Genomic DNA, 22,538 nt, shown 5'->3' with positions numbered 1-22,538 from the left:
CTCCACTCCTGTACGGATACCGAGCATTCGATTCGCTACGCCCATCGCCCGGCCGCGGTTCCGGGTGGGTGTCCTGCCGGCAACGCCGGCAAGTCTGTGTGGCTGCCGTCGATGCCGAGATAGTTCTGCAGCACGGCATTTCGGTCGATATCTGCGGCGGGCCCGGCGAACGCGACGGTGCCGCGGTTGAGCAGCACCACGTGATCGGCCATCGTCATGGCGCGGTCGACATACTGCTCGACCAGCACAATCGCCGAGCCGCCGGTGCGCAATTCGCCCAGCGCCGTGAAGATCTCGTCCACGACCAGCGGAGCCAGGCCCATGGACACCTCGTCGAGCAGGACAACCGATGGATCGGCCAGCCAGGCGCGCCCCAGTGCCAGCATCTGCTGCTGTCCACCGGACAGCGAGCCCGCCTGTTGATCGAGCTTCGCCCGCAGCGCGGGAAAAACATCGAGCACGTCGTCTGCGCTGACGCGGCACCACGGCGGCGTCAGCAGGCGCAGGTTCTCCCGGACCGTCAAGTCCGCGAATACACCCCGGCCCTCGGGGATCAGGCACAGGCCGGCGCGGGCGCGGCGCACCGGACGAGCGCGGGTCAGATCGGCCCCGCCTATTGATACCGTTCCCGATCGCGCCCGAAGAAGGCCGGAGGCCACCCGCAGCAGCGTCGACTTTCCGGCGCCGTTCGGCCCGAGCAGCGCCACGACCGACCGAGGGGCAACCGCGAGGTCGACGTCGTGCAGCACGATCGTCGTGCCGTATCCCGCAGTGATCGAGCGCAATTCGAGCGCATAGTCGGTGCCGGTCATGCGACGGGCTCCGTCATCCGGCGTTCGTGGGTGACCGGCTCGCCGAGGTAGGCATGCTGCACTACCTCCGACGCCCGCACCTGCGCGGGCGAGCCGCGGAAGATCAGGCGACCGAAGTCGAGTACGAAGATCTCCTCGCAGATCTCGAGCACCAGCGACATGTCGTGCTCTACCAGAACGATTCCGACGCCACGTGCGGCGACGATCTGCCGCAGGATCTGCCCGAAGCACAGGGTTTCCGCGCGATCGAGGCCCGCACTCGGCTCGTCGAGCAAGAGGATCCGGTACGGCCCGGCAAGACATCTGGCGAGCTCGACCAGTCTTCGTTGCCCGGTGGACAGTGCACCGACGCGAGAATCGGCAATGGATTCGATACCGCACAATGCCATCGCGGAGGCCGTCGCGGTGCGCACCCGCCGGACTTGTCCGTGGGCCGAGACCAGTTGGGCCAGCGGGTTTGCCCCGGCGAGTGGACCTTCGGCACCCATCGCGACGTTTTCGGCGACGGTAAGGGAGTCGAACAGTTCCGTCTGCTGAAAGGTTCGCCCGATGCCCAGCCGCGCGCGGCGCGCGGTCGAGGCTCGGCCGATCATCAGATCCTGCAGTCGCACCTCGCCGGCGTGGGCCTGGACGAGACCGGTGCAGGCATCGAACGTGGTGGTCTTGCCCGCGCCGTTAGGGCCGATGAGTCCGGTGATCCGCCCGGTGCGCGCGTCGAACGAGAGGCCATCGACGGCCACTACCCCGCCGAAGCGAACCGAAAGATCATGGACATCCAGCACCATTGCGGGCTGCTCGATGGTGGGTTCCGCCGCGCGGACCACCGAGGACCGGTTGCGGCGAAATGCGTTGTCCAGCCAGGATCGAATCGAGCCGGGCACGTCGAGGCGGCTCGCGGTGGCAGCACGCAGCACCACCAGGATGCCGAACAGCAGCTGGAGCCACAGCGACATCCCGGCGACATGGAGATACGACGGCACCAGGATGAGAGCTACCGCGGCCAGCAGCGGATACCACGGCTCCCGGCCCACCACGATGACAATGACCGCGAAATACGTAACCGATAGCAGCGGCTGGTAGTTTGCCGCCGAGGCGGTGGTCTGGGCCATACCAGCGAGTGCGCCCCCCACTGCGGCAAGAAATGCCGAAACACAGAAGACGAGAACGCGGGTGACTTCGACTGTGACACCATTGGTCCGCAGCGCGATCGGCGATTCGGCCAGCCCCCGAAGCAATCGGCCGAGCCTGCTCTTGTCCAACGCCACCACAGTCAGCGTGCCCACCGTGGCCAGCACCAGCACGAGACGGTAGAACGACGCGTCGGAATCGAGTCCGAATACGCTGGGGCGCGGCATTTTCAGGCCAAGACCGCTGGTGCCGAACATGTAGGGCTCGCTGTAGAACATCATCTGAACTACGACGCCGAATCCGAAGGTCGCCAATGCCAGATATAGGCCGCTGAGGCGAATGGCCGGAATCGACAAGACCGCACCGATCGGTACGACCACCAGTCCGCAGCCGATGAGCGCAAGTGGCCACGGCAACTGCCGATCGACAGCCAGGTGCGAGAACGCGCAGGCTCCGATCGCGGTAAAAGCCATATGGCACAAAGAAACTTGACCGGACGTACGGACCAACAGACCGAGCGACAGAAAGACGAGCGTCATCGCCAGCGCCACAGTCCAATCCGTCAAGTGGATGCCCGCGAACAGCGGAACCAGCCCGAGCACAACCAACACCGCGACCCCACTCGCGCCCTGCAACACCGGTGGAGCAGTCCAACCGGACCGAATCCGCCGGACCACCCGATCCCGGTCCAACAGGTAGCGACGCGGCATGATCAGCAATACGAGGAACAACGCCAAGAACGGCAGTGCGGCGGGGATTCCGGCGGCGAGCCCGGTGGTGAAGTAATGCGTAGCCAACGCGGCGAGCACCCCGATGAGCAGTCCACCGCCGAAACTCCAAGGCAGACTGGTGAATCGGCCGATGGCCGCCGCGCCGAACGCCTGGATCACCAACAACGTCAACTGCATGGGATCGAGCGGAATCAACGGCGCGAACAGCACCCCGGACAGCGATGCCAAACCAGTGCCGACGCACCAGGCCGATCGTCGCGTGCGCACCGAGCTCGTCCCGGCCAGATCGAGCAAGGCCGCATTCCCGACGACCGCGCGCATCGCAATGCCGCCTCGGGTGAACCGCAACGCGCCCGATAGTGCGGCGGTCGCGAGTACCGCGACGCCGAACGTTGCCACATCCGACCACTGCACCCGCACACCGAAGGCGGCGAATCCACCCTGGGGCAGGAAGATCGGAACGATGCGCGTCGCCGTCTGCCCGAAGTACAGAGTCACCCCCGCCTGGACAACCAGCAGAATGCCGACCGTCGCGGCGATCCGCAGCTCCAATGTCGCCCGGTCGACAATGCGGGACAACAATTCCAGTGCCAAGCCCATGGCCGGACCGATCCCGAGCACACAAATCGCCAGGGCGAGTTGCCATACAACACCATCGATGACGTGCAACGTGTAGAACGCATACGCCGACACGGTGGCCATAGCGCCGTGGGCGAAGTTGAACACTCCCGACGTCTTATAGGTGAGCACCAAACCCATTGCGGCCAGCCCATAAACCGAGCCGGATACAATTCCGGCGATTACGAACGGCAAGAGATCGGCCACGATGTACTCCAATTCTCGCTGATCGCCGACCCGCCGCGACCGTACGAAAGCGCCAGAGCAGACTTGCCTGACCTGATCGGCTGCTGATCGACGGCTGGGGCGAGCTGTGCCAGGTCAGTGTCGACGGCTGACGCAGGCCTCGCCATGCAAATCCACAGCTCCTGCCTCGCAACAGAATTCGACGGCACAAAAACAAAGCCGGGCAGCGATGCAGATGGTGGGAACAGCCGGTGCATCACGAGTCCCCACCAGCGAGAACACTCGGAACCGTCACTGCCCTGTTCCGTCGCTAGAGTTCCCCGCACCGCATGGATGAAAGGACGGCCAACGGTGACGAATCTTTCTCTTCCAGTAACCTATTTGGTGGGCAGCGCCAACGCTCCGACACGCCAGACGGCGATGCGGAAATTCGAATCGCTGTGGCACTATCTGCCCTCATTTCCGGAGGGAGACACGGCTTTTCCCAGCTGGATCATGCCGCGCCTGCGTGCCACCTTCGCACTTCCGGGCATGACGAAAGTCGACAACGGAAATATCGAGCTGGGATACGAAGGTATGCCGAGCTACGAGTACCGGGGCGAAGCTGAACTCGAGATCCCTCCTGTGTTGCTGGGCTATTTCGAGCAGGCCGAGGCGGCCAAACCGATTCTGGACCGCATGATCCACGAGCACGGCGAACAGAAGCCCTATCAAGCGAATATCATCGACCCCTACGACCACGCTTTCTTCGCTCTGGGAGCGGCCGGCGTCACCGACCACTACGAGTCTTTCCGCAAACCGGCACTGGAGGAGATCGCGGCCATCCATCGGTTGTTCCACGGCGATGTGGTGTTCCAGCTGGAGAGCCCCGGACGCACGGTGACAATGGAAACCATCGAGTCGCAGGAGGAACGCGCGGCAAAGGCGGTCGCACTGGCGTCGGATCTGGCCGAGTTCGTGCGCCGTATGCCCGCAGGCGCCCGGGTCACCATCCATCTGTGCCGCGGCGATTGGGAACACACCAGCTGGATGAAGCAGATCAACGGATACGAACCGGTCGTCCTGCTGGCCAATGCAATCGTGGCGGCATGGCCCGAGGGCAGAACTCTGGAAGGAATTCATCTTCCGCTCGCCGGCGCCGATGTGCTGCCACTCGTCGACACCCCGGATATGTATCGGCAACTGGAACAGCTGACCACCGACGTGCCGATCTATGCCGGCATCGTGCACGAGCAGGCCGATGCGGAACGAATCGTCACGGCACTGACACAGGCCCGGCAGTACTACAGCCGCCCATTCGGTGGCCTCAGCACATCCTGCGGTATGGCTCGGATGACCGAAGCCGAGATGGATCGGGCATTGCGGTTGCTCGCCGAGCTCATGGAGCGAGTGACCGGGTAGCGCTCTCTGTGGCGGCGGCACTTGGGCCGAGAGTCGCTGTCGGCCGGACCGTCTCGGCCAACCTGCGCTTGCGAAATTCTCGGGGTGTCTCGCCGTATCGTGCCTTGAAGGCGGCGGAGAACCAGGTCAGGGTGAAGCCGCTGCGTGCGGCGACCTCTCCGATTGTTGCTGTCGTCTCGGGGTTTTCGAGCATGGTCCGAGCCGCCCGCAGCGCTTCGTCCTGGCGCACTTCCCGGTACGTGGTGCCCGCCTGATGCAGCGCGGTGCGCAGCTGTCGCGGCGACCAGCCCAATGCCCGCGCCGCCTCGGGCAGCCGGAGGTCCGCTGCTCCGATGTGCTGGCGCACGTACTGCCGGACGGTTTCGGCGAGCTCTGTCAAATGAGTCTGCTGTGGGCGGCTATCACCCTCGGTCATCATGCAGAGCAGCTCGGCGATCCGGTCGCAGACCGCGTTGAACTCCCGGCTGGTCAGCGCGGACCGCTCGGCATGCAGATCGCGGATCATGCCCGCGGCGATCCTGCCGAGACCCGAGCCGAGGTCGAGCACCGGACGTTGTAGGCCGGGTCGCGCGAACTCGGCGCGCGGCACCTGGAAGCCATAGGCCACCGAGGCGGGAATATGCAACCGGCACTGCCGATCCAGTGCTACCACCGCCGCCTGCCCTGGCGCGATCTGGGTCATTCCGCGCTCGTCGGCCGCGGCGAACTGTCCCCGCTGCGGGACGACCACCCAGTAGAAGTCCTCGGCCGAAACCCGACGGATGTTCGACGGGGTGCGGAAGGCCAGCCGGTCACCGGGCTGATCCCAGCGCAGTAGGCGGTAGGTGGTTGTCTGCTGGACGGTCATGGCCACCTGCCAGCGCTCGGGTTCGCGGTAGCGATGATCCATCGGGACGAAACTGTTTGCGGTTTCGGTCCATTCGTCGACATCCGCGATGTCGAGCTCGTAGTACTCCATTGCGACACCTCGAATGGTTCAGCCGGTGACAATGATGAGGTCGGCTCCGCTGAACAGCAAGTCGGACGGGCGTGCCCGAGACGGCTGCTGCGCCGGTACCAGACGCGCGGCCGGTGCGAGAACGCGCAATTCCCGCAGGAACACCTCGACTGCGAGCTGCGCCAACTGCTTGCCGGGGCAGACGTGTTTACCGAATCCGAAGGTCAGCGGAAGTTTGCCGGGGCCGTGCAGATCCAAGGGGTTCGGGAAGGCCCGCGGATCTCGATTGGCGGCGGCGAACATCACCAGGACCGGCCCTGGCGCGAGCACGGTGCCGCTGCGCAGCGTCAGCGAGCCCACGACATGCCGCTTCCAAGCCACCAGACCCGGGTCGAGCTGAAGCACCTTGGCCGCGACGTGCGTCGCCGATGCCTGGTCGGCGAGCAGATGCCACCATTGCCGGTCCGGATTGCTCAGCAGGCGCTGCAGGCCCTGCTGAATACTACCGCTGATGGTATGCACGCCCGCGGCCAGCGAGTTGGCCATAGCGGACACGGCAACTCGACGGGGAATGCGGGCAGCGTGCAGACGGCCGGGCAATCCATCCATCCGATCCCGTCCGCCGGATGATGCGATGGCGGCGGCGCTCACCGTGAACAGCCGACCGAGACCGGCGACCGCCTCGGCCAATTCACGGCCGCGCATCCGCCGACCCAGCAGTCCGGACTGGGCCCCGCTCCACGTCGCCACATGCCGCCAGTCCGCAGGCGGCAAACCGACCGCGGCACCAACGATCCGGGCCGCGTAATCGATCGACAGGGACGTCACGTCGAGGGTGTGGTCACTCGCGTCGCGTTCGGTGCGCAGCGCGTGGTGGAAATGCTCGGTCAACTCTTCGATCTTGTGCGGGCGCTGCGCCGTCGGCACTGTGAAATGCCCCGCCGGGCCCGCCAAGGTGTCCCATACCCGTTTGTGCAGGACACCGTCGGTCAGATCCGCGGTCGCCTTCGCCGGCAACGGAACCAGATGCCGACAGAGATGGCCGACGGCGCGGGGATTGGCCGCAATGCGCCCGAAACCGACCAGCGGCTCCAACGATTTCGCGTTCGAGATGCCGGGGCGGGCCGCTTCCATCAATTCCCGCACGTCGTCGTAGCGCCAGACCATCCGTAGGCCGGAGTGATGTCGATAGCTGGGTTCGGGCCAGTCGTGCAGCTGCCGATACCGCTCGTCACGTTCGGCGAACGAGAGCTGGTTGGGGGTCAGCTCCTCGAATGGGAATTTCATTGTCAGATTATCGGTTTCGTTGAGGTTGATGGCCATGTACATCACGCCTGTTGGAAGGTAAGGGTGCGTCGATGCACTCGCGGGATCGGGAATTTGCTCACCGCGGCCGGCGGCGACCGCATATCGCTCGACCGGCCGGGCGGTAGTCGGCTCGGTCGTGGAAGTGCCCGGTGACATGTACGGCACCTAGGCCGGGTGGTGTGTTGCGTGCCACTCGTTCCGCTGCGAGCAGACCGAGGATGCCGGCGCCGGCCAGAATTGCTTCCGAGCGGTGCGCTCCGCCGAGGTTTCGTTCGGTCAGGGTCACGCACAGGCCGTCGGTCGCCACCTCGACGGCCGCGACCGGGAATAGCCTCCGCACCGCTGTCACAATGTTGAATCCACTGTGCCACTGCGGAACTCCCGCTGGGGCGATCATTCCGGCCAACTTGTCGATCGGCCCGGCGCAGGCAATACCGACCGCGGCGATCTCGTCGTCTCCGGCGACATCGAGTAGCAGATCCCGGCAACCGTCCCACACCGCATTCGCCGGTATCGGGATTCGCAGGATGTCACGCGTGCAGACGCGGCCGGCCACCCGACTCGCGGCGAATTCCGCCGGGCCGATGTCCAATGCCAGAACGGTCATGAATCATCCACCACCACAACGCCTTTCGTTGGTTGTGCAATGCGGGTAACAGGCGGGCTGGCTCCCTCATGGGGACCTCCGAGGTTGGTCGACCGTGCGCCTACCCGAGCAGTGTCGGCCACCGGTGCTCGCTGCTTCGACCAAGTACACATTCCGTGCCGATCAACGCAGATTCACTGCCCCTCAGCGTAAAACCAGCGGGTATTCGCGCCGGCTCCGACCGAGCGGCAACCGCCGCCACCCACACAGCAGGCGCATCAACCAATCGACGCGCCAGCCGGCCCGGCACCGGGGTGGGGCATGCCATCGTCCGTGCACGTCGAGATGGATTGACTTCGCCATCCTGCGAAAGGCTGCTGCGCTAACGGTTTTCGCGACACGCATCGTACCGAGGGGTTTCTTCGGCGGTACGCCGTGTCGTAATCTGCGGGTTCTATCCGGTTCATCCCCAGTTCGGTTGCCGCGGAAGGGCGCCGGTGTCACCCTGACTGATGTGGTTACGCCCGAGCGGACGAACCAGGCCGGGTACGCCGAGATCACCCCGGCCTACCGACTCCTCGATATCGTGCACGCCACCGCGCTCGCCCGCGCCGAGCGGCGGCTGCAGCGGGAGTTCACGATCTTGTTCGATGCCAACACGATTCACCGTTACCTCCACGACTCATACGCCCAGATCGGGGCGCGCGCGGCGGTGCAGCTGTATCTGCCCCTGCTGGCCGAGCGCTTCGCCCGGCAGCAGCTGCACGCTCGGGCCAAGGTGGAGGGCCGCATCGAACACACGAAACCGGTGGTGCTGTTCCTGTGCGCGTTCAACGCGGGCCGTTCGCAGATGGCTCTGGGCTTCTTCGAGCATTACGCACAGGATCGAGCACTGGCCTGGTCCGGCGGGTCGGAGCCGAGCGGTGCGCTGAACGCGGCAGCGGTCGCGGCCATGGCCGAGGTGGGCATCGACATCTCCCACGAGTTCCCCAAGACCTGGACCGACGAGATCATCCTGGCCGCCGACATCATCATCACCATGGGATGCGGCGACTCGTGCCCGGTCGTACCCGGCGTCCGGCACGAAGACTGGATCGTGGACGACCCGGCCGGTTTGCCGGTGGCCGAGGTGCGACCGATCCGCGACGATATCAACCAACGCGTGATCGACCTGCTGGCCAGCCTCGACCTCGCGGTGGCCCGCTGACCGGCGAGAAATCGCGGTCCGAGCCCGCCGAGCAGCGCCGGGTTCGCCGTCACCGGCATGCAGTCGATGGAACCGCACTACGTCACCACCCCTCGACCATTGGGCCGACGCCTTGCACGAGCACCGCGACCGCGCCATCGAGCTCACCGGACCCGACACCTACAACGCCTACCTCTGGTACCTGACCGGATGCGCCGACCACGCCCGCTGCGGCCGCATCGACGTCGTGCAATTCACCTGCACCAAACCCGGTACACCGCAGTGAACCAGATCGGACAAATCCCCACTAGAGATCCAGGATGAGGTCCGTCTCTGGTTGTGAGCAACAGACGAGCACGGTGCCCGGTGCCGGAGGTTCCAGCGGTCGGGGTCCGTATCGGACCGCACCGGCGAGAATCGGTGTCTGGCAGGTGTGGCATACGCCGGTGCGGCAGGACCATTGAGTGGGTATGTCGCAGGCTTCGGCGAATTCGAGGACGGTGGCATATCTATCGTTCCACGGCAGGGTGAGCCCGCTGCGGGTAAAGGTGATGCGAGGCCCGGTGCCCGGGGGCCCGGGCGCTGGATGCGGGGCGGCGCGGGCGACTCCGATGAGGCCGGGGTTGATCGCCGGTCGTGACCCGAACAATTCGGTGTGGATGCTGGCGGCGTCCAGGCCGAGTTCGGTGAGCGCCTCGCGCATGGCAGTCATGAACGCGTCGGGGCCGCACAGGTAGACGGTCGCGGCGGTGGGCAGGTCGAGGGCGGCCAGGGCGTCGTGGTCGAGGCGACCTACGGTGACCGCCGGAGCCAGGTTCGCGCCAGAGCTTTCGCGGGTATAGAAGACGTGCTCATGGCCGTGGACGAGGGAGCTCAGAAGTTTATGGGCCTCGTCGGCGAAGGTGTGCTCGGCAGCTGAGCGCGCAGTATGCACCCACCAGATATCGCGCGTGCTGTGGGCGGCGGCGAGTGTGTGCAGCATCGCCAGCACCGGGGTCACCCCGATTCCGGCGGACAGCAGGATCACGGGGTCGGTGTCGTTGCCCGCGGGTAGGACGAAATCGCCTCGCGGGGAAGCGACTTCGAGCACAGCGCCGACCCGGAGGCGCGTGTGGAGGTAGGTACTGACGACGCCGTGCGCCTCGCGCTTGACGCTGATTCGGTACGCACGGTCGGACGGCGCCGCGGACAGTGAGTAGTTGCGGACCGGTGGTGGGTGGGCTGCGCCGGGCAGGCGGAGGGTGAGGTACTGGCCGGGTTGCGGCCGGGGCAGCGGGCGGCGGTCCTCGGCTTCCAGGTAGATAGACGTCACGGCTGCGTTCTCGGGTACGACGCGGGAGACGCGCAGTGTCCGGAAGCCGGGCCAACCGACGGATTCGGTACCGGGCAGTGGAGTGGTGGGTGGTCTGGTCGCCGCGTCGAGCAGGTCGTGAAACGATGCCTGCCAGCCGGGGCTGAGCGCGGGGATGTCGACTGCTTTGCGGAGTTGGTCGGTGTCGCGATCGGGCAGGTAGAGCAGCGCGTCGATGGTGGCGACGCTCATTCGGTGCCGACCCAGGCGGCTACGGACGATCTCGTCACCGGCTTGCACATGGCCTTCGGTGATGACCCGAAAGTAGAAACCAGGCCGGTGCTGGGCGACGAGCAGCGCAGGCATCTCGGGCTCGCCCAGGCGCATGCCGACCCGGAAGCAGGTGACGCGGGGCTGGGTCACCTCGAATTCGGCGTCACCGATGCGATAGCGGTCGCCGATGTGGACTTCGTCGTCCGGTAGGCCGTCGACGGTGAAGTTCTCACCGAACCGGCCGTATTCGAGGTCGTCGCGTCCGAGGTAGTGCCGCCAGAAGTCGTAGGACTGACGTTGGTAGACGAGTACGGCGCGTATTTCCCCGCCGTGACCTTTGAGATCACCTTGGCCGTCCCCGTCGATATTGAGCTTGCGGACCATCAGCGGCCCCGCGACGGGGTATTTGAAGATGCCGGTGTGGACGGTCCGGCCCTGCCACGGCACGTCCTTGGGTAGCCCGATGTTGAGTGACAGTAGCCGTGGCATCCCGCTCGCCTCCCTCCTGCCACGGTGTGGCATCGGCGATGTTGTCGACCGTACCCGTTCGGCAGCGGTCGGTACCGCACACTGGGGCAATGGCAGAACCCGTTGGTGAGCAGACCGGCTCGACAGCCTTCGGCGCCGAGCGCGATCCGGCGCGAGTCGTCGCGTTCAGCGATGCCGTCATTGCCATCGCCGTCACTCTGCTCGTCCTGGAGATCCGCGTACCGGAAGATACCCAGCACCTGCTCCACGGCCTCGCCACGCTATGGCCGTCCTATCTCGCCTACGTCATCACATTCATGTTGATCGGGCAGATATGGGTCAATCATCACGTCATGTTCGACCACATCCGTCGTGTCGACCGGGTGGTGCTGTTCCTGAACACCGTGCTCCTGATGGACATTGCGTTCTTGCCGTTCGCCGCCTCCGTGTTGGCCCACGCCTTCCACGACGGACACGGTCAGCGCACGGCGGTCGTGTTCCACGGCCTCACCTTCGAATTGGCAGCCATTCTGTTCAATATCATTTGGGACTACGCGCGTCGAAACCACCGGCTGCTCGCCGCCACCATTGATCCCGTCGGCGCGCGAGCCATCGCCTGGCGATTCCGACTGGCCCTCGCTTGGATCGCAACTGGAATCCTGCTGGGTGTCGTGCTTCCGGTTCTCGGCCTAGCCGTGATCGCCGCATTCATTCCCTTCTACTGGCTGCCAATATCGGGCGAGACCGCCAGGGCGAAGCGACGGCGCGCCCGCCGCGGGCAGCCATGACCAGAAGGGCTACCGATGCTGGATCCGACTCCGCTCGCGCAGCTCGTCGGGGTCGAGACCGCGGTCGATGCCATGCGGAATGACGACTTGGCCGGGCTCGAGGACGAGCTTCCTACCGCCGAGGTATACGTCGACGATGTCGGGTTCGAACGACACCCACCCCGACACCGCGGCGACCTCGGGCCATGCCTCCAGGTACGACCATGCGGCACGCTTGCGCTGCCCGATGTCGTAGTAGCTGGCCAGGCCCTTGTAGGGGCAAAACGTCTGGCCCTGCACGGGGGTCAGGGCGGAGTCGTCGATATCGTCGCGGGGGACATACCAGCGGGGTGCGAAGCCCGATTCGTAGACCGCGACCGGACGTCGTGTCTCGGCGACGACCCGATCACCGTCGCGGACGACCAGGTGCCGCGAGGTCCGGCGCATATCGATGCGGTGATAAAGGTCAGCCGCATGGCCGACGATGCGGTCGTCTTCTTCGTAGAAGGCATCCATCGACCGCCAAGCGAAGGCGACGCGGTCTCGCAACACGGTGGCGTAGGCCGGGAGGTCGGTGAACTGCCAGGCGGCTCGCTGCGCCTGATCGTCCGCGGTGTGCACGCTGAACCACGTCGTCGTTCCGAGGTCGCGATGTTTCGTCGTATGCGACTCCGGCACCAGGACACCCTCGCGAACATCGGCGCGCGGGAAGTATGCGACCGGGTAGCGGCCCGGCTCATGCAGCAGGACGACGTCCTCGCTATCGGCCATCCACTGCCCACCGAATTGCACACGCATCCGTCTGCGGAGCGGTTCGGCGAACAACAGCCGTTCCGGCAGCGGCTCGGCCACCAGGAACTGCCCCACCGACCTGTCCGACAACGGTCCTTGCTGCCATGCCAGACCCATTGCCTTCTCCCTTCGTCTGGCCGATGTGCTCGTTGGAGGCGAATTCGCGCGATATGGGGCTCGACGTTCTCTTGGTCAGCGCCTTGGGGATTCTGCGTAGGTCAGCGAGTGACGGTTGCGCGGCTCATGAAGTCCCGGATCAGTTCGGCGACATCGTCGCCAGCACTCTCCAGTAGAAAGTGCCCGCCATCGAGCAGGTGGATTTCCGCGTCCGGTACATCCTCGGCGAATGCCCGGGCGCCTTCTGGGCCGAAGATCTCGTCTCCTCTGCCCCACACCGCCAGCAGCGGCGGGTGGCAGCGGCGCAGATACTCGTGCAGCGCCGGGTACATCGGTGGATTGGTCGCATAGTCGCGAAACAGCGCAAGCTGGATGGCGTCATTGCCCGGCCGCGACAGCAGCGCGAAGTCGTGATGCCAGGTATCCGGGCTGACCAGGCTCTCGTCGGCGACCCCCGTGAGGTACTGCCACCTCGTGGTCTCCAGGGTCAGCGCGGTGCGGATGTTGGCCTCGGTCTCGGGCGTCTGCGCGCGCTGGTAATCCCAGACGGTGGTCCAGAAGCTGTCCACGAAGCCAGCGTCGTAGCCGTTGCCGCTCTGCGAAATGATCGCGGTAATGGCCTGCGGATCAGCCAAAGCAAGGCGCCAGCCGATCGGCGCACCATAGTCCTGCACGTAGATCGCGTAGCGCGGCACATGCAGCTGTTCGAGCAGCCCGGCGGTCAAGTCGGCCAAGGCGTCGAAGGTGTAGTCGAACTCGGCTACCGAGGGAGCGGCGGACAGCCCGAACCCGAGGTGATCCGGCGCGATCACATGGTATCGGTCAGCCAGCGCGGGGATGAGGTTGCGAAACATGAACGAGCTGGTCGGGAAGCCGTGCAGCAGCACGATCGCCGGGGCGTCGGCGGGACCGGCCTCCCGATAGAACAGCCTCTGGCCTTGCACGGTCGCGGAGCGGTGATGAACAGCGGTCATCTCTGACTCCTCTTGCCCGTTATGAGGTCACGAACGTTCCGCCGTTCCCGCGCCGGTGTTACGAGCTTCGACAGCCTTGACGGTCTTATCGAGCGCCTGCTTCAAGACGCGCTTGCCGACCGTCCCGACCACCACGCCGAGCAACCGGCCCCTGAGGTTCTTGCCCTCGCGCACCACGACAACATCCATATCGGTCTTCCCGTCGGGCCGGCGAGCAAAGGAGTATGTGTGGCCCGAGTGGCCGCCCCATAAGTTGGAGTCGGTGGTCGTCATGACGACGCGATTGGGGTCCGACCAGTCGTAGTGCAGGCGTTCCCAGATGCCGCGCGACCCCTCGGTGACGTCGGCCTCGTTGCGGCCCCGGGCATGCACCTCGAGATATTGGTCGGTGCTGTTGCCGAACAGCTGTGAGCGGCCGGGCCCGAAGTCGGTCAGCGCCGCGACAAACTGCTCGGGCGTCGAGCTCGTCGTCTCCTTGAAGTGAATGGTGGACATATCTGCTCCTTAGTTTTGGCGGGATGTCCTTCCAGCGTGCAGCGGTTGCCCGGCGCCGTCACCGCGGTGACGGGTGATGACGAGATGCCTGCTCTCGATCGATTGCCTACCCCGCAAGGATCGCGCCACACCGGCTATTCGGATGCAGTTACCGACCCGCAACACCGTCGGCTGGACCAACCAGCTCGCACGCCCGGTGATTGCCGTACCTCGATTCGGCCGTGCCCAGTTGTGGTAGGGCTGCACGTCGGCGTTCAGCGGCGTTTGGTGATGACAACGGGGGCGATGTCGGTGGGTATGGCGTCGAGCGCCGAGGCGGGGATGCCCAGGGTGGTGGCGAGCACGTCGCGTGGGATGGCGTTGAGTGCGGCCTTGATTCCGATGTCGTCGGAGCCTTCGCGGACGCTGGTGTTGAAGATGATGAGTACGTCGAGCGGCATATCGGTGCGAGCGTTCTCGAAATAGTGGAAAAAGCCCTGCGGCGCGAAAACGAGATCGCCCTGTCCGGCTTCGAAGACGTCGTTGCGGTAACTACCGTCGAGGTGCGTGCCGAGGATCGTCCATTTCGCGGATCCGGAAACGACGTAGTTCAGCTCCCAGGCGGTGGGGTGCCAATGCGGTTCGCGGATGCCGCCGACTTCCAAACGGACCAGGTAGACCGCGCCGTTCTGTCCGGACAGCACGGGAAAGTTGTCTTCGGTCGCACCGCGCAGGTTGCCGCCGTCGAATTGCTGCGGTTCCGCAGCGGTGATCTTGAACAAGTGCCGCGCGTTGTTGAGATTGGCGTTGATCTCGTTGGTAATCGCCAGATCCGTCTCGCTGGCGGCCTGCGACAGGTGCGCGGCCACCGCGCCGCCCACCCCGGCGCCGCCGAGCGCGGCAGCGCCGGCACCGAGCGCGGTCCGGCGATTCATTCGGCCCTGGTGATCCTCGCCCGCATCGTCTTCTTCCGGCATGTCGATTCCGCTCTTTTCGGGGTCGTCGGATCAACAACGCTATCGCTGACCAGGGACGATGGCGGCTCGGCGCGCCGGATCGGAAACCTGGGCCGCCGATGCCACATTTGCTCGCCGTGGTTGTGGTGGGTGGTGATCGGTCGCAACTGTCGGATCAGGCGACCACGCAACTGATAGCGGCCACCGCGGTGGAAAACTCGTCGTTGGTCTGTTCGGTGTTGACACTGATGGTTGCCGCGGTTCCCTTGGGCGTGGCGATCGCCAGAGTGCTGAAGCCGGGAATGCCGCCGGAGTGCCCCCAGACCTCCTTCACTTCCTTCCCATCCTTCCCGCAAGGCATCTGAAATCGGATCAGGCCGAGACCGTAGGTCATCTCTGTCGAGGGCGACATCGGCATGGTTTGTTCCATCTGCCCGAGTTGTGTTGCCGGAAGGAGTTTTCCGGTCACCAATGCGGTGAAGAACCGGTTCAGGTCGGCGCCGGTGGAGATGATCGCGCCGGCAGCGCCTGCCCACGCCGCCTCCGAGTCGGTGGCGTCGACCCACTTGCCGTCGACACTGCGGTAGCCGAGCGGGTGCGGATCGCGCAGGCCGGTGTCACCGGCCAACGGGATGTAGGTGTCGTGCAGTGCGAGGGGTTCTAGGATGCGGCTGCTGATCTCGGCGGCGAGCCGATGGCCGGTGATGTGTTCGATCAGCATGTCCAGCAGCACGTAGTTGGTGTTGGTGTATTGAAATCGCGCTCCCGGCTCGAACTGCGGCGGCATGCTCATCGCGATGCCGACCAGGTCGGCCGGTGTGAAGTCGCGGTAGGCCTTGCCGTCGGTCGTCTGATCGAGTTGCTGGGGCAGCTTGTGTGCGGGGTCTTCGGGGGCAAAGTCCGCGAGACCGCTGGTGTGCTGGAGCAGTTGGTGCACGGTGATCCGGTTGCCGTCATTGCCGTTGCCTTGCACCACACCCGGCAGGTACCGCTCGATCTGGGCGTCGAGTTCGACGGTGCCCTCCGCGACGAGTTGCAGGACGACCGTGGCGACGAAGGTCTTGGTGACGCTGCCGATTCGAATATGGGCGCGGTCGGCATAGGGCGCTCCGGTGGTGAGGTCGCCAGCACCTGCGGTGACAGTGTGCTGTCCATCCGGTCCGCTGATGACGGCCTGCGCGCCGGGCAGACCAGAGCGGACCAGGTCGGACAGCGCGTCGGAGACCTGCGCGGGCAGCGGTGCCGCCGTACTCGGAGTCGCCGTGCTACCGCCGCAGCCAGCCGTGGCCAGCAGGGCGGCGGCGACGATGGCGTACCGGCCGCACCGCCGAAATATGCTCGCACCCACGCTGCTACCTCTCTCCACCAAGCGACCAAGGTCATTTCGAGATGACAACTACGACGGTAGACACGAGGTACACCCACGCCTATCCGGTAACCCCCGGAGTTCGCCCTACCTCCACGGTCGTACCTCCCTGGTTTCGCCGTAGCCCGTAGGAGGTAGGTGGTCGAAAAACGTTGGACCCCTTGGGCGGTTTCCGGACAGGATGCTGCCGGTCGTCGCTACGGAGGTTTGCTGGTGGATGTGTTTCTGGAGACCGATCGGCTCGTGTTGCGTCGGTTTACCGACGCCGACGTCGACAACCTGGTCCGGCTGGACAGTGATCCGACGGTGATGCGGTTCCTGACCGGCGAGCCCACACCGCGCAGCGAGATCGAGCACCGAGTGCTACCCAGGATCCTGCGCGATTACCAGCAGAGTTCGGTCGGCCGCTTTGCCACCGTCGAGCGATCCACCGGAGCGTTTGTGGGCTGGCTGGCCCTGCAGCCACCACAGGGCGGCAGCAGCACCGACGTCGAACTCGGCTACCGGCTCGCCCGGTCGGCCTGGGGCCGGGGATACGCCACCGAGGGAGCGCGGGCGTTGATCCGGAAGGGATTCGCCCAACTCGGCGTCGGGCGGGTATGGGCCCAGACCATGGCGGTCAACATCGCGTCTCGCCGGGTGATGGAAAAGGCCGGACTCACCTACGTTCGAACCTTTCACCAACACTTCGATGACCCGCTCCCCGGCACCGAATACGGCGAGGTCGAGTACGAACTACACCGAGCCGACTGGGCGAAGCCGGAATCATTGGGTGACGCGCTCTAGTGGCCGAACCTCTTCGCCGCGAGGGCGAGGCGATAGCAGTACGGGCGCTGATGGTGTTGGCGCACTGGCACGGTAGTGGAAATCACCGAGCGAAACGCAGGCGTAGCTGCTCGGTAGCGAAAATCGCATCTCGAGATAGACCGCGGCGGCGCCCGACAAAGGGGACGATGATTCTGGCTCGGTCGGCATCGGCCCAGCTGCACGGCCTTCGACCAGCAAGCGGCCGCCGTTGAGTCGGTCGGCTGACGATGACAACGAGGAGTGTGCGATGACCGGAATGACCGTTGGTTTCGTCGGGCTCGGCGCGATGGGGCAGGGCATGGCCGCCAGCCTGCTTCGGGCAGGCAATCGGCTGCTGGTCTGGAACCGCTCCCCCGAGCCGGTCGCCGCGCTGGTAGCGCAGGGCGCCGACGCGGCCGGGCGGCTCGCTGACGTGTTCGCCGCCGAGGCGGTCGTCTCGATGCTGGCCGACGACCAAGCGGTCGAGCAGCTGCTGCTCGACCCCGAGCTGTTGGTCGGTGCGAAGGCAGCGGTGCATCTCAACATGGCGACGGTCTCGATCGCGCTCGCCGAGCAGGCCGAAGCCCTGCACACCGAGCACGGCATCGGCTACGTCGCCGCGCCCGTCCTCGGCCGGCCCCAAGTGGCCGCCGCGGGCGAACTGAATATTCTCGCCGCCGGCGAGGAGACGGCGCTGACGAAGGCAGCACCGCTGCTGTCCGCGATGGGCCGGCACACCTGGCATTTCGGCACTCGCCCCCACCACGCCAACGCCGCAAAGATCAGCGTCAACTTCCTGATCGCCTCCGCCATCGAGTCCATGGCCGAGGCGTGCAGTGTGGCCGAGACCCACGGTGTCCGGCCCACCGATCTGGTCGAAATGCTCACCGGCACACTGTTTCCCGGGCCGATCTACGCCGGCTACGGCGCAATGGTCGCCGAACGCCGCTATGAACCAGCCGGCTTCCGACTCCCCCTGGGCCTCAAGGACGTCAACCTCGCCCTCACCGCGGGCGCCGCGACGAATGTCCCGCTGCCCTTCGCCAGCGTGCTGCGCGACGCCTTCCTCGACGCCCTGGCCCACGGCGACGGCGATAAGGACTGGGCCGCCGTCGCCGCCGTGACCCGCCGCCGGGCCGGACTGCCGAGGTAGCATGGTCACGCCGGGCACCGGCCGATCACCGATTCCACGACGAGGCGCAAATGCGTTGGGGGCGCCTACACTCGATCGCCTAGTCCACGAATCAAATCGATTCCGCGGCCGAGGTTGTCGAGGCGCGCGTGCAGGGTGCCGCCCGCGGGGTAGAGGCGAACGGTGTCGACGCCGGTGTCGCGCCAGGTGCGCAGGCGGTCGCGGACCATATCCTCGGTGCCGATCAGCGTTGTGGCCATGACCATTTCATCGGTGATGAGGGCTGCGGCACCGTCACGGTCACCGCTCTGCCAGCGCTCGCGCACCCGAGCGGCGACATCGGCCCAACCTTGGCGGCTGTAGGCATTGTTGTAGTAGTTGGTGGTTCCAGAACCCATGCCGCCGAGGGAGAAGGCGAGCTCCTGCTTGCGGCTGCCGACAACGGCCGCCAACTGGGCCGCGTCGGCGACGATATTGATCTCCGCGCCCTGGCAGATATCGAGATCGGCGCGGGTGCGTCCGGATCGGGCCAGCCCGGCGTCGAGATGGCTGAGGTAGGCGTGCGCGCCCTCGGGGACGAAGCTGGTGCCCAGCCATCCGTCGGCGATCTCGCCGGTGAGTTCCAGCATCTTCGGCGACAGCGTGGCGAGGTAGATCGGCACTGCGACGGGCTGCATGCTCAGCCGCATCGGACGGCCCTCGCCGCCGGGCAGCGGAATGGTGAAATGATCCCCCTGGTAGGCGATTTTGTTGCCCGTGAAGACCTCTCGGATGATCTGCACGGTTTCGCGCATGCGGGTCAGCGGGCGCGCGAACGGAACACCGTGCAGGCCCTCGATGACCTGGGGACCCGAGGCGCCGAGACCGAGCAGGAAACGCCCCTCGGAAAGCTGGGCCAGGGTCATGGCCGTCTGGGCGATCAGCACCGGGGATCGGGTGCCGAGCTGAATGATCCCGGAGCCCAGCAGGATTCGCTCGGTGCGCGCCGCCAGAAAGCCCAGCGGCGTGGCCGCGTCGGTGCCCCAGGCCTCGGCCACCCAGCAGATGTCCAGGCCGAGCTTCTCGGCTTCGACGACGAATTCGGTGAGCTCGGACCAGCCGACCGAAGAGCCTTCGATCGTTGTGGCGGTACGCATTACGCCGCACCCTCCACCAGATCCTTGATGGCGGCCAGATTGGCTTTCATACCGGTCTCGAATTCACGCAATCGGACGAAGACGATCTTCTGCTCCTTGTCGGGCATGGCGTCGATGGCGTAGCTGAGTCCGGAGCGGGCCGGGCCCATTTGCGTCCATTGCTCGAGGACCGTACCCGCACCTTCGGACCGCATCCTGAAACGCCAAATGCTGGAGGGATATTCGGGGTCGCCGACCGCCCAGGCGAAGCTGCGCTCCGGATCGTATTCAACAATGGTGCTGATCGTCTCCCAGGATCCCAGCGCCTCGTGCGCGTTCTGCCCGCTGAACCGCGCGCCCACCCCGGGGTCGGTCGCGCCGTCCAGCCACTCGACGGCGCGCAGTTCGGCGCTGAGGCGCGGCATGAGGTGGATATCGCTCACGCATCTCCACACCCGATCCGGTGGCGCATCGATGTAGGTCTGCACCGCCACGGTCGGGGTGTCCGCGTACACCTGCCCGGTCCACTCCACAATCAGCTCCTTCCGTCGGGTGACGTCCATAGTTGCGTAGATAGACTTACCAGCGCAAGACTTGCTCTCGGCATTGAACAGCTGAGTCTTAATGAAAGACCCACTAGGATGACGACATGAAACGGACCTCGTTGGCGAACTGGCCCTGCTCCCTGGCCCGCACCATGGACCTGCTCGGCGACTGGTGGACGCCGCTGGTCCTGCGCGAGGCCTTCTACGGCATCCGCCGCTTCGACGAGTTCCAGCAAGAACTCGGCATCGCACGAAACACCCTTTCGGAGCGGCTGCGTCGACTGGTCGAGGCCGGGCTGATGGAGAAGTGCGTGTACGAGACCATGCCCGTGCGCCACGAGTACCTGCTCACCGAATCCGGCCGCGACTTCTACGGCGTCATCGCGACCATGACCGCTTGGGGTGACCGCTGGCTCGCAGGTGCGGCCGGTCCGCCCATCGTCGCACGACACGACACCTGCGGTCACGACGCCGATGCAGAGGTGGTGTGCTCACACTGCAAGCAGCCGCTGACGTCGCAGAACGTCACCCCGCGGCCCGGCCCCGGATACCCGCCGAAGTTGCTGGAGCGCCCCAATATTCGACGGCGGTTCCACATCGACGATCCGGACCGCCAGCCTGCCGACCTCACCTGAGAGCACCTCTGTGAAACTTAACGAATCAGAAAGACGTTGCGTGCCAAGGAATTTGAACAAGAACCCACTCCAACGAGAGCGGACGACGCCGATCGGAAACACCGGCGCCCGCACACGCGATGTGTGCGGGCGCCCGGTTCGCGCAGACTGCTGCGAAGTTGCTATATCACCGCGTTCATGATCGTGCCCGCACTGGTCGCGACCGCACCACCGGCCATCGCGCTGGCGATCATCTTCGGCGACTGAAGCTGGCCACCGGACCATTTCTCCCAGGCGAACCGACCGCCGCCGTAGGTAATGGCGGATACGCCGGAGAGCTGAATCAACCAGGTGAAGTACCGACCCATTTGCATCAACTTGTCCGACATCGGCGGCGCCTCCGGTGTCGGATTACTGACCTCGGCCAGTACGGTGTCGTGTAGCGCGGCGAGAATCATGCTCAATTTCATGCTCCTTGTCGCATGCCGGTACTGCAGCGGACGTTCGGAAGAGCTTTCGCGATAGATCGCCATGGCGCGTTTAGCTCATCGATTCAACCTCACCAAGATCACGTAGCGACAACGACACACCGGTCGGTACATGACCCAACTCACACTGCCCAGAGCATGCCGGTGAGCTTTCCCGGTCTTACGATCTTGGTGGGGATCGCTGAATGCAGGGGATCGATAGCGAATCGGCGCGGCGCGGCGCCACCCACCGTTCTTGCCGACATCACCCGGAAATCGGGGAGCGCACATGAATTTCCTGCTACCACTACTCGTACTGCTGCTGGTCATTCCGGTCGCGGTGATCGTGGCCGTCTACACCACCGTCATCGCGACCTATTGGGTCGAGATCCGGCACAGCGCCCGGCGCAATCCACCTGATCTGCCTGCCGTGCGCTAGCCCGCTCCGCGGCCGGATCGGGCCCCCGAATCATTCCCCTAATGCCGCCCGAATCCCGGCGGGCCGAATGTCCCCCGGGCCTATCCTGAGCGAGCAAATTCGCAGTAGTGGGCCGTCGACCGTGGACGGCTCGGCGGTTGCGGGTACCCGACGGCCCGCCCGCCAGAGGAGGAATCGTCATGCCGGACAGCTGGACCGAAACCGTGACCGGATCACCGACCAAAATCGACACCAGCGTGGCTCATGAAGCGCGCGTTTACGATTATTGGCTCGGCGGAAAGGACAACTATCCGGCCGACCGCGCACTCGGCGACGCGATAGCGACCCATGTTCCAGCCATTCGCAGCATGGCCCGCGCCAATCGGGCCTTCCTCGGCCGGGCGGTGCGCTACCTGCTCGATGCAGGCATCACCCAATTCCTCGATATCGGCACCGGCATCCCCACCGCGGGCAATACCCACGAAATCGCCCAGAGCATCGATCCCACCGCGCGGGTCGTCTACGTGGACAACGATCCGATCGTCCTGGCACACGCCAGGGCGCTCATGTCGAGCACCCGCGAGGGCAGAACCTCCTTCATCCATGCGGATCTGCACGATCCGGCCTCAATTCTGCGCGATCCGGCGCTCACCGCGACGCTGGACCTGGATCGCCCCGTCGCGATCATGCTGGTCGCGATCATGATGTATTTCCGCGACAGCGATGATCCGCACGCGATCATCGAGAATCTGCTCGACGCGGTCCCGGCCGGAAGCCACCTGGTGATCACCCATCCCACCGCCGACTTCGACGACCGCGCCATGGCCAGGGTGGTGGCCTCGGCCGAATCGGCCGGAATCACCTTCCGTCCGCGCAGCCGCACCGAAACCGAAAGCCTGTTCGCCGGAACCGAATTGGTCGAACCGGGCGTCGTTCCCGTGGTCACCTGGCATCCGGAACTGGTCGGCCACCTGACGAGCGGTGCTCGAGCCGTCCAGACCGACCCCGAATCGGCGTGGTATTGGGCAGGTGTCGGCCGCAAGCAATGATCGCCACGTCCGTGCGCGGCATCGGCTGACGTTTGGGTCGG

Annotated in this window: 23 protein-coding genes; 9 read left to right on the top strand and 14 right to left on the bottom strand. The window is 65.5% G+C overall.

The window, feature by feature from the left end; translation table 11 throughout:
- Positions 1-35: 35 nt before the first annotated feature.
- Positions 36-812, bottom strand: coding sequence for an ABC transporter ATP-binding protein (locus ABZ293_RS26265; RefSeq protein WP_355184786.1), 777 nt, complete (start codon positions 810-812; stop codon positions 36-38).
- Positions 809-3,496 carry an ATP-binding cassette domain-containing protein gene (locus ABZ293_RS26260; protein ID WP_355184784.1) on the bottom strand — a complete coding sequence of 896 codons (2,688 nt, stop codon included), beginning with the start codon at positions 3,494-3,496 and terminating at the stop codon, positions 809-811. The genes ABZ293_RS26265 and ABZ293_RS26260 overlap by 4 nt, the downstream gene beginning before the upstream one ends.
- Positions 3,497-3,895: 399 nt before the next feature.
- Between ABZ293_RS26260 and ABZ293_RS26255 the strand changes: the two genes are divergently transcribed.
- Positions 3,896-4,876, top strand: coding sequence for a hypothetical protein (locus ABZ293_RS26255; protein ID WP_355184783.1), 981 nt, complete (start codon positions 3,896-3,898; stop codon positions 4,874-4,876).
- On the opposite strand, the gene ABZ293_RS26250 is transcribed toward ABZ293_RS26255, so the two are convergent.
- The 3 genes from ABZ293_RS26250 to ABZ293_RS26240 form a co-directional block, all read right to left on the bottom strand.
- On the bottom strand, positions 4,854-5,834 hold the full coding sequence (locus tag ABZ293_RS26250; protein ID WP_355184781.1) for an AraC family transcriptional regulator: 981 nt from the start codon (positions 5,832-5,834) through the stop codon (positions 4,854-4,856). The genes ABZ293_RS26255 and ABZ293_RS26250 overlap by 23 nt on opposite strands.
- 18 nt (positions 5,835-5,852) lie before the next feature.
- A complete protein-coding gene (locus tag ABZ293_RS26245; protein ID WP_355184779.1) occupies positions 5,853-7,100 on the bottom strand; it encodes a hypothetical protein in 1,248 nt (415 codons plus the stop codon).
- A gap of 97 nt (positions 7,101-7,197) precedes the next feature.
- The gene (locus ABZ293_RS26240; protein ID WP_355184777.1) at positions 7,198-7,728 is read right to left on the bottom strand and encodes a hypothetical protein; all 531 of its coding nucleotides are present in this window, start codon (positions 7,726-7,728) and stop codon (positions 7,198-7,200) included.
- 562 nt (positions 7,729-8,290) lie between these two features.
- Here ABZ293_RS26240 and ABZ293_RS26235 point away from each other — a divergent pair.
- Together ABZ293_RS26235 and ABZ293_RS26230 are read left to right on the top strand one after the other, a co-directional pair.
- Positions 8,291-8,914 (top strand): three-helix bundle dimerization domain-containing protein, encoded by a 624-nt coding sequence (locus ABZ293_RS26235; RefSeq protein WP_355184909.1) that lies wholly within the window; start codon positions 8,291-8,293, stop codon positions 8,912-8,914.
- A gap of 10 nt (positions 8,915-8,924) precedes the next feature.
- Positions 8,925-9,179, top strand: coding sequence for a class I SAM-dependent methyltransferase (locus ABZ293_RS26230; protein WP_355184907.1), 255 nt, complete (start codon positions 8,925-8,927; stop codon positions 9,177-9,179).
- Positions 9,180-9,200: 21 nt separating this feature from the next.
- Here ABZ293_RS26230 and ABZ293_RS26225 read toward each other — a convergent pair whose 3' ends face one another.
- Entirely contained in the window at positions 9,201-10,946 is a 1,746-nt protein-coding gene (locus ABZ293_RS26225) for an MOSC and FAD-binding oxidoreductase domain-containing protein (RefSeq protein ID WP_355184774.1), read from the bottom strand.
- A gap of 89 nt (positions 10,947-11,035) precedes the next feature.
- Between ABZ293_RS26225 and ABZ293_RS26220 the strand changes: the two genes are divergently transcribed.
- The gene (locus tag ABZ293_RS26220; RefSeq protein WP_355184772.1) at positions 11,036-11,713 is read left to right on the top strand and encodes a TMEM175 family protein; all 678 of its coding nucleotides are present in this window, start codon (positions 11,036-11,038) and stop codon (positions 11,711-11,713) included.
- Positions 11,714-11,722: 9 nt separating this feature from the next.
- On the opposite strand, the gene ABZ293_RS26215 is transcribed toward ABZ293_RS26220, so the two are convergent.
- The 5 genes from ABZ293_RS26215 to ABZ293_RS26195 form a co-directional block, all read right to left on the bottom strand.
- Entirely contained in the window at positions 11,723-12,601 is an 879-nt protein-coding gene (locus tag ABZ293_RS26215; protein WP_355184770.1) for a DUF427 domain-containing protein, read from the bottom strand.
- A gap of 101 nt (positions 12,602-12,702) precedes the next feature.
- On the bottom strand, positions 12,703-13,575 hold the full coding sequence (locus ABZ293_RS26210; protein WP_355184768.1) for an alpha/beta hydrolase: 873 nt from the start codon (positions 13,573-13,575) through the stop codon (positions 12,703-12,705).
- A gap of 27 nt (positions 13,576-13,602) precedes the next feature.
- Positions 13,603-14,070: a hypothetical protein gene (locus ABZ293_RS26205; RefSeq protein ID WP_355184766.1), complete on the bottom strand. Its 468-nt coding sequence runs from the start codon at positions 14,068-14,070 to the stop codon at positions 13,603-13,605.
- 254 nt (positions 14,071-14,324) lie between these two features.
- A complete protein-coding gene (locus tag ABZ293_RS26200; RefSeq protein ID WP_355184764.1) occupies positions 14,325-15,026 on the bottom strand; it encodes a cupin domain-containing protein in 702 nt (233 codons plus the stop codon).
- A gap of 154 nt (positions 15,027-15,180) precedes the next feature.
- A complete protein-coding gene (locus ABZ293_RS26195) occupies positions 15,181-16,353 on the bottom strand; it encodes a serine hydrolase domain-containing protein (RefSeq protein ID WP_355184762.1) in 1,173 nt (390 codons plus the stop codon).
- Between the two features lie 156 nt (positions 16,354-16,509).
- Here ABZ293_RS26195 and ABZ293_RS26190 point away from each other — a divergent pair, with 156 nt between their 5' ends.
- Both ABZ293_RS26190 and ABZ293_RS26185 read left to right on the top strand, forming a co-directional pair.
- Complete coding sequence (locus ABZ293_RS26190; RefSeq protein WP_355184760.1) at positions 16,510-17,157, top strand: GNAT family N-acetyltransferase; 648 nt, start codon at positions 16,510-16,512, stop codon at positions 17,155-17,157.
- Positions 17,158-17,425: 268 nt separating this feature from the next.
- Positions 17,426-18,310, top strand: a complete 885-nt coding sequence (locus tag ABZ293_RS26185; protein ID WP_355184758.1) for an NAD(P)-dependent oxidoreductase — start codon at positions 17,426-17,428, stop codon at positions 18,308-18,310.
- 65 nt (positions 18,311-18,375) lie between these two features.
- Here the strand turns inward: ABZ293_RS26185 and ABZ293_RS26180 are convergent, their stop codons facing one another.
- Positions 18,376-19,425 (bottom strand): LLM class flavin-dependent oxidoreductase, encoded by a 1,050-nt coding sequence (locus tag ABZ293_RS26180; protein WP_355184756.1) that lies wholly within the window; start codon positions 19,423-19,425, stop codon positions 18,376-18,378.
- Entirely contained in the window at positions 19,425-19,937 is a 513-nt protein-coding gene (locus ABZ293_RS26175) for an SRPBCC family protein (RefSeq protein WP_355184754.1), read from the bottom strand. Before ABZ293_RS26175 ends, ABZ293_RS26180 begins: the two co-directional genes overlap by 1 nt.
- A gap of 116 nt (positions 19,938-20,053) precedes the next feature.
- Between ABZ293_RS26175 and ABZ293_RS26170 the strand changes: the two genes are divergently transcribed.
- Entirely contained in the window at positions 20,054-20,584 is a 531-nt protein-coding gene (locus ABZ293_RS26170; protein ID WP_355184752.1) for a helix-turn-helix domain-containing protein, read from the top strand.
- 161 nt (positions 20,585-20,745) lie between these two features.
- Here ABZ293_RS26170 and ABZ293_RS26165 read toward each other — a convergent pair whose 3' ends face one another.
- A complete protein-coding gene (locus ABZ293_RS26165) occupies positions 20,746-21,021 on the bottom strand; it encodes a hypothetical protein (RefSeq protein WP_355184905.1) in 276 nt (91 codons plus the stop codon).
- A 298-nt stretch (positions 21,022-21,319) separates the two neighbouring features.
- Between ABZ293_RS26165 and ABZ293_RS26160 the strand changes: the two genes are divergently transcribed.
- The gene (locus ABZ293_RS26160; RefSeq protein ID WP_355184750.1) at positions 21,320-21,469 is read left to right on the top strand and encodes a hypothetical protein; all 150 of its coding nucleotides are present in this window, start codon (positions 21,320-21,322) and stop codon (positions 21,467-21,469) included.
- A 179-nt stretch (positions 21,470-21,648) separates the two neighbouring features.
- Positions 21,649-22,497: an SAM-dependent methyltransferase gene (locus ABZ293_RS26155; protein ID WP_355184748.1), complete on the top strand. Its 849-nt coding sequence runs from the start codon at positions 21,649-21,651 to the stop codon at positions 22,495-22,497.
- The last annotated feature ends 41 nt before the right edge of the window (positions 22,498-22,538 follow it).

It is taken from the genome of Nocardia sp. NPDC005998 (assembly GCF_040614395.1).
In the GTDB taxonomy this organism is placed as follows: domain Bacteria; phylum Actinomycetota; class Actinomycetes; order Mycobacteriales; family Mycobacteriaceae; genus Nocardia.
The sequence above is the reverse complement of the archived record's forward strand: the minus strand, read 5'-3'. Positions and strand labels throughout refer to the sequence as shown.

What these genes read in the sequence shown, in the direction of transcription:
- ABZ293_RS26240 (WP_355184777.1), bottom strand. Translation starts at nt 7,728, where the DNA reads ATGACCGTTCTGGCATTGGACATCGGCCCGGCGGAATTCGCCGCGAGT.
- ABZ293_RS26265 (WP_355184786.1), bottom strand. Translation starts at nt 812, where the DNA reads ATGACCGGCACCGACTATGCGCTCGAATTGCGCTCGATCACTGCGGGA.
- ABZ293_RS26225 (WP_355184774.1), bottom strand. Translation starts at nt 10,946, where the DNA reads ATGCCACGGCTACTGTCACTCAACATCGGGCTACCCAAGGACGTGCCG.
- ABZ293_RS26210 (WP_355184768.1), bottom strand. Translation starts at nt 13,575, where the DNA reads ATGACCGCTGTTCATCACCGCTCCGCGACCGTGCAAGGCCAGAGGCTG.
- ABZ293_RS26250 (WP_355184781.1), bottom strand. Translation starts at nt 5,834, where the DNA reads ATGGAGTACTACGAGCTCGACATCGCGGATGTCGACGAATGGACCGAA.
- ABZ293_RS26220 (WP_355184772.1), top strand. Translation starts at nt 11,036, where the DNA reads ATGGCAGAACCCGTTGGTGAGCAGACCGGCTCGACAGCCTTCGGCGCC.
- ABZ293_RS26160 (WP_355184750.1), top strand. Translation starts at nt 21,320, where the DNA reads ATGAATTTCCTGCTACCACTACTCGTACTGCTGCTGGTCATTCCGGTC.
- ABZ293_RS26200 (WP_355184764.1), bottom strand. Translation starts at nt 15,026, where the DNA reads ATGCCGGAAGAAGACGATGCGGGCGAGGATCACCAGGGCCGAATGAAT.
- ABZ293_RS26180 (WP_355184756.1), bottom strand. Translation starts at nt 19,425, where the DNA reads ATGCGTACCGCCACAACGATCGAAGGCTCTTCGGTCGGCTGGTCCGAG.
- ABZ293_RS26185 (WP_355184758.1), top strand. Translation starts at nt 17,426, where the DNA reads ATGACCGGAATGACCGTTGGTTTCGTCGGGCTCGGCGCGATGGGGCAG.
- ABZ293_RS26170 (WP_355184752.1), top strand. Translation starts at nt 20,054, where the DNA reads ATGAAACGGACCTCGTTGGCGAACTGGCCCTGCTCCCTGGCCCGCACC.
- ABZ293_RS26205 (WP_355184766.1), bottom strand. Translation starts at nt 14,070, where the DNA reads ATGTCCACCATTCACTTCAAGGAGACGACGAGCTCGACGCCCGAGCAG.
- ABZ293_RS26255 (WP_355184783.1), top strand. Translation starts at nt 3,896, where the DNA reads ATGCGGAAATTCGAATCGCTGTGGCACTATCTGCCCTCATTTCCGGAG.
- ABZ293_RS26165 (WP_355184905.1), bottom strand. Translation starts at nt 21,021, where the DNA reads ATGATTCTCGCCGCGCTACACGACACCGTACTGGCCGAGGTCAGTAAT.
- ABZ293_RS26215 (WP_355184770.1), bottom strand. Translation starts at nt 12,601, where the DNA reads ATGGGTCTGGCATGGCAGCAAGGACCGTTGTCGGACAGGTCGGTGGGG.
- ABZ293_RS26245 (WP_355184779.1), bottom strand. Translation starts at nt 7,100, where the DNA reads ATGAAATTCCCATTCGAGGAGCTGACCCCCAACCAGCTCTCGTTCGCC.
- ABZ293_RS26155 (WP_355184748.1), top strand. Translation starts at nt 21,649, where the DNA reads ATGCCGGACAGCTGGACCGAAACCGTGACCGGATCACCGACCAAAATC.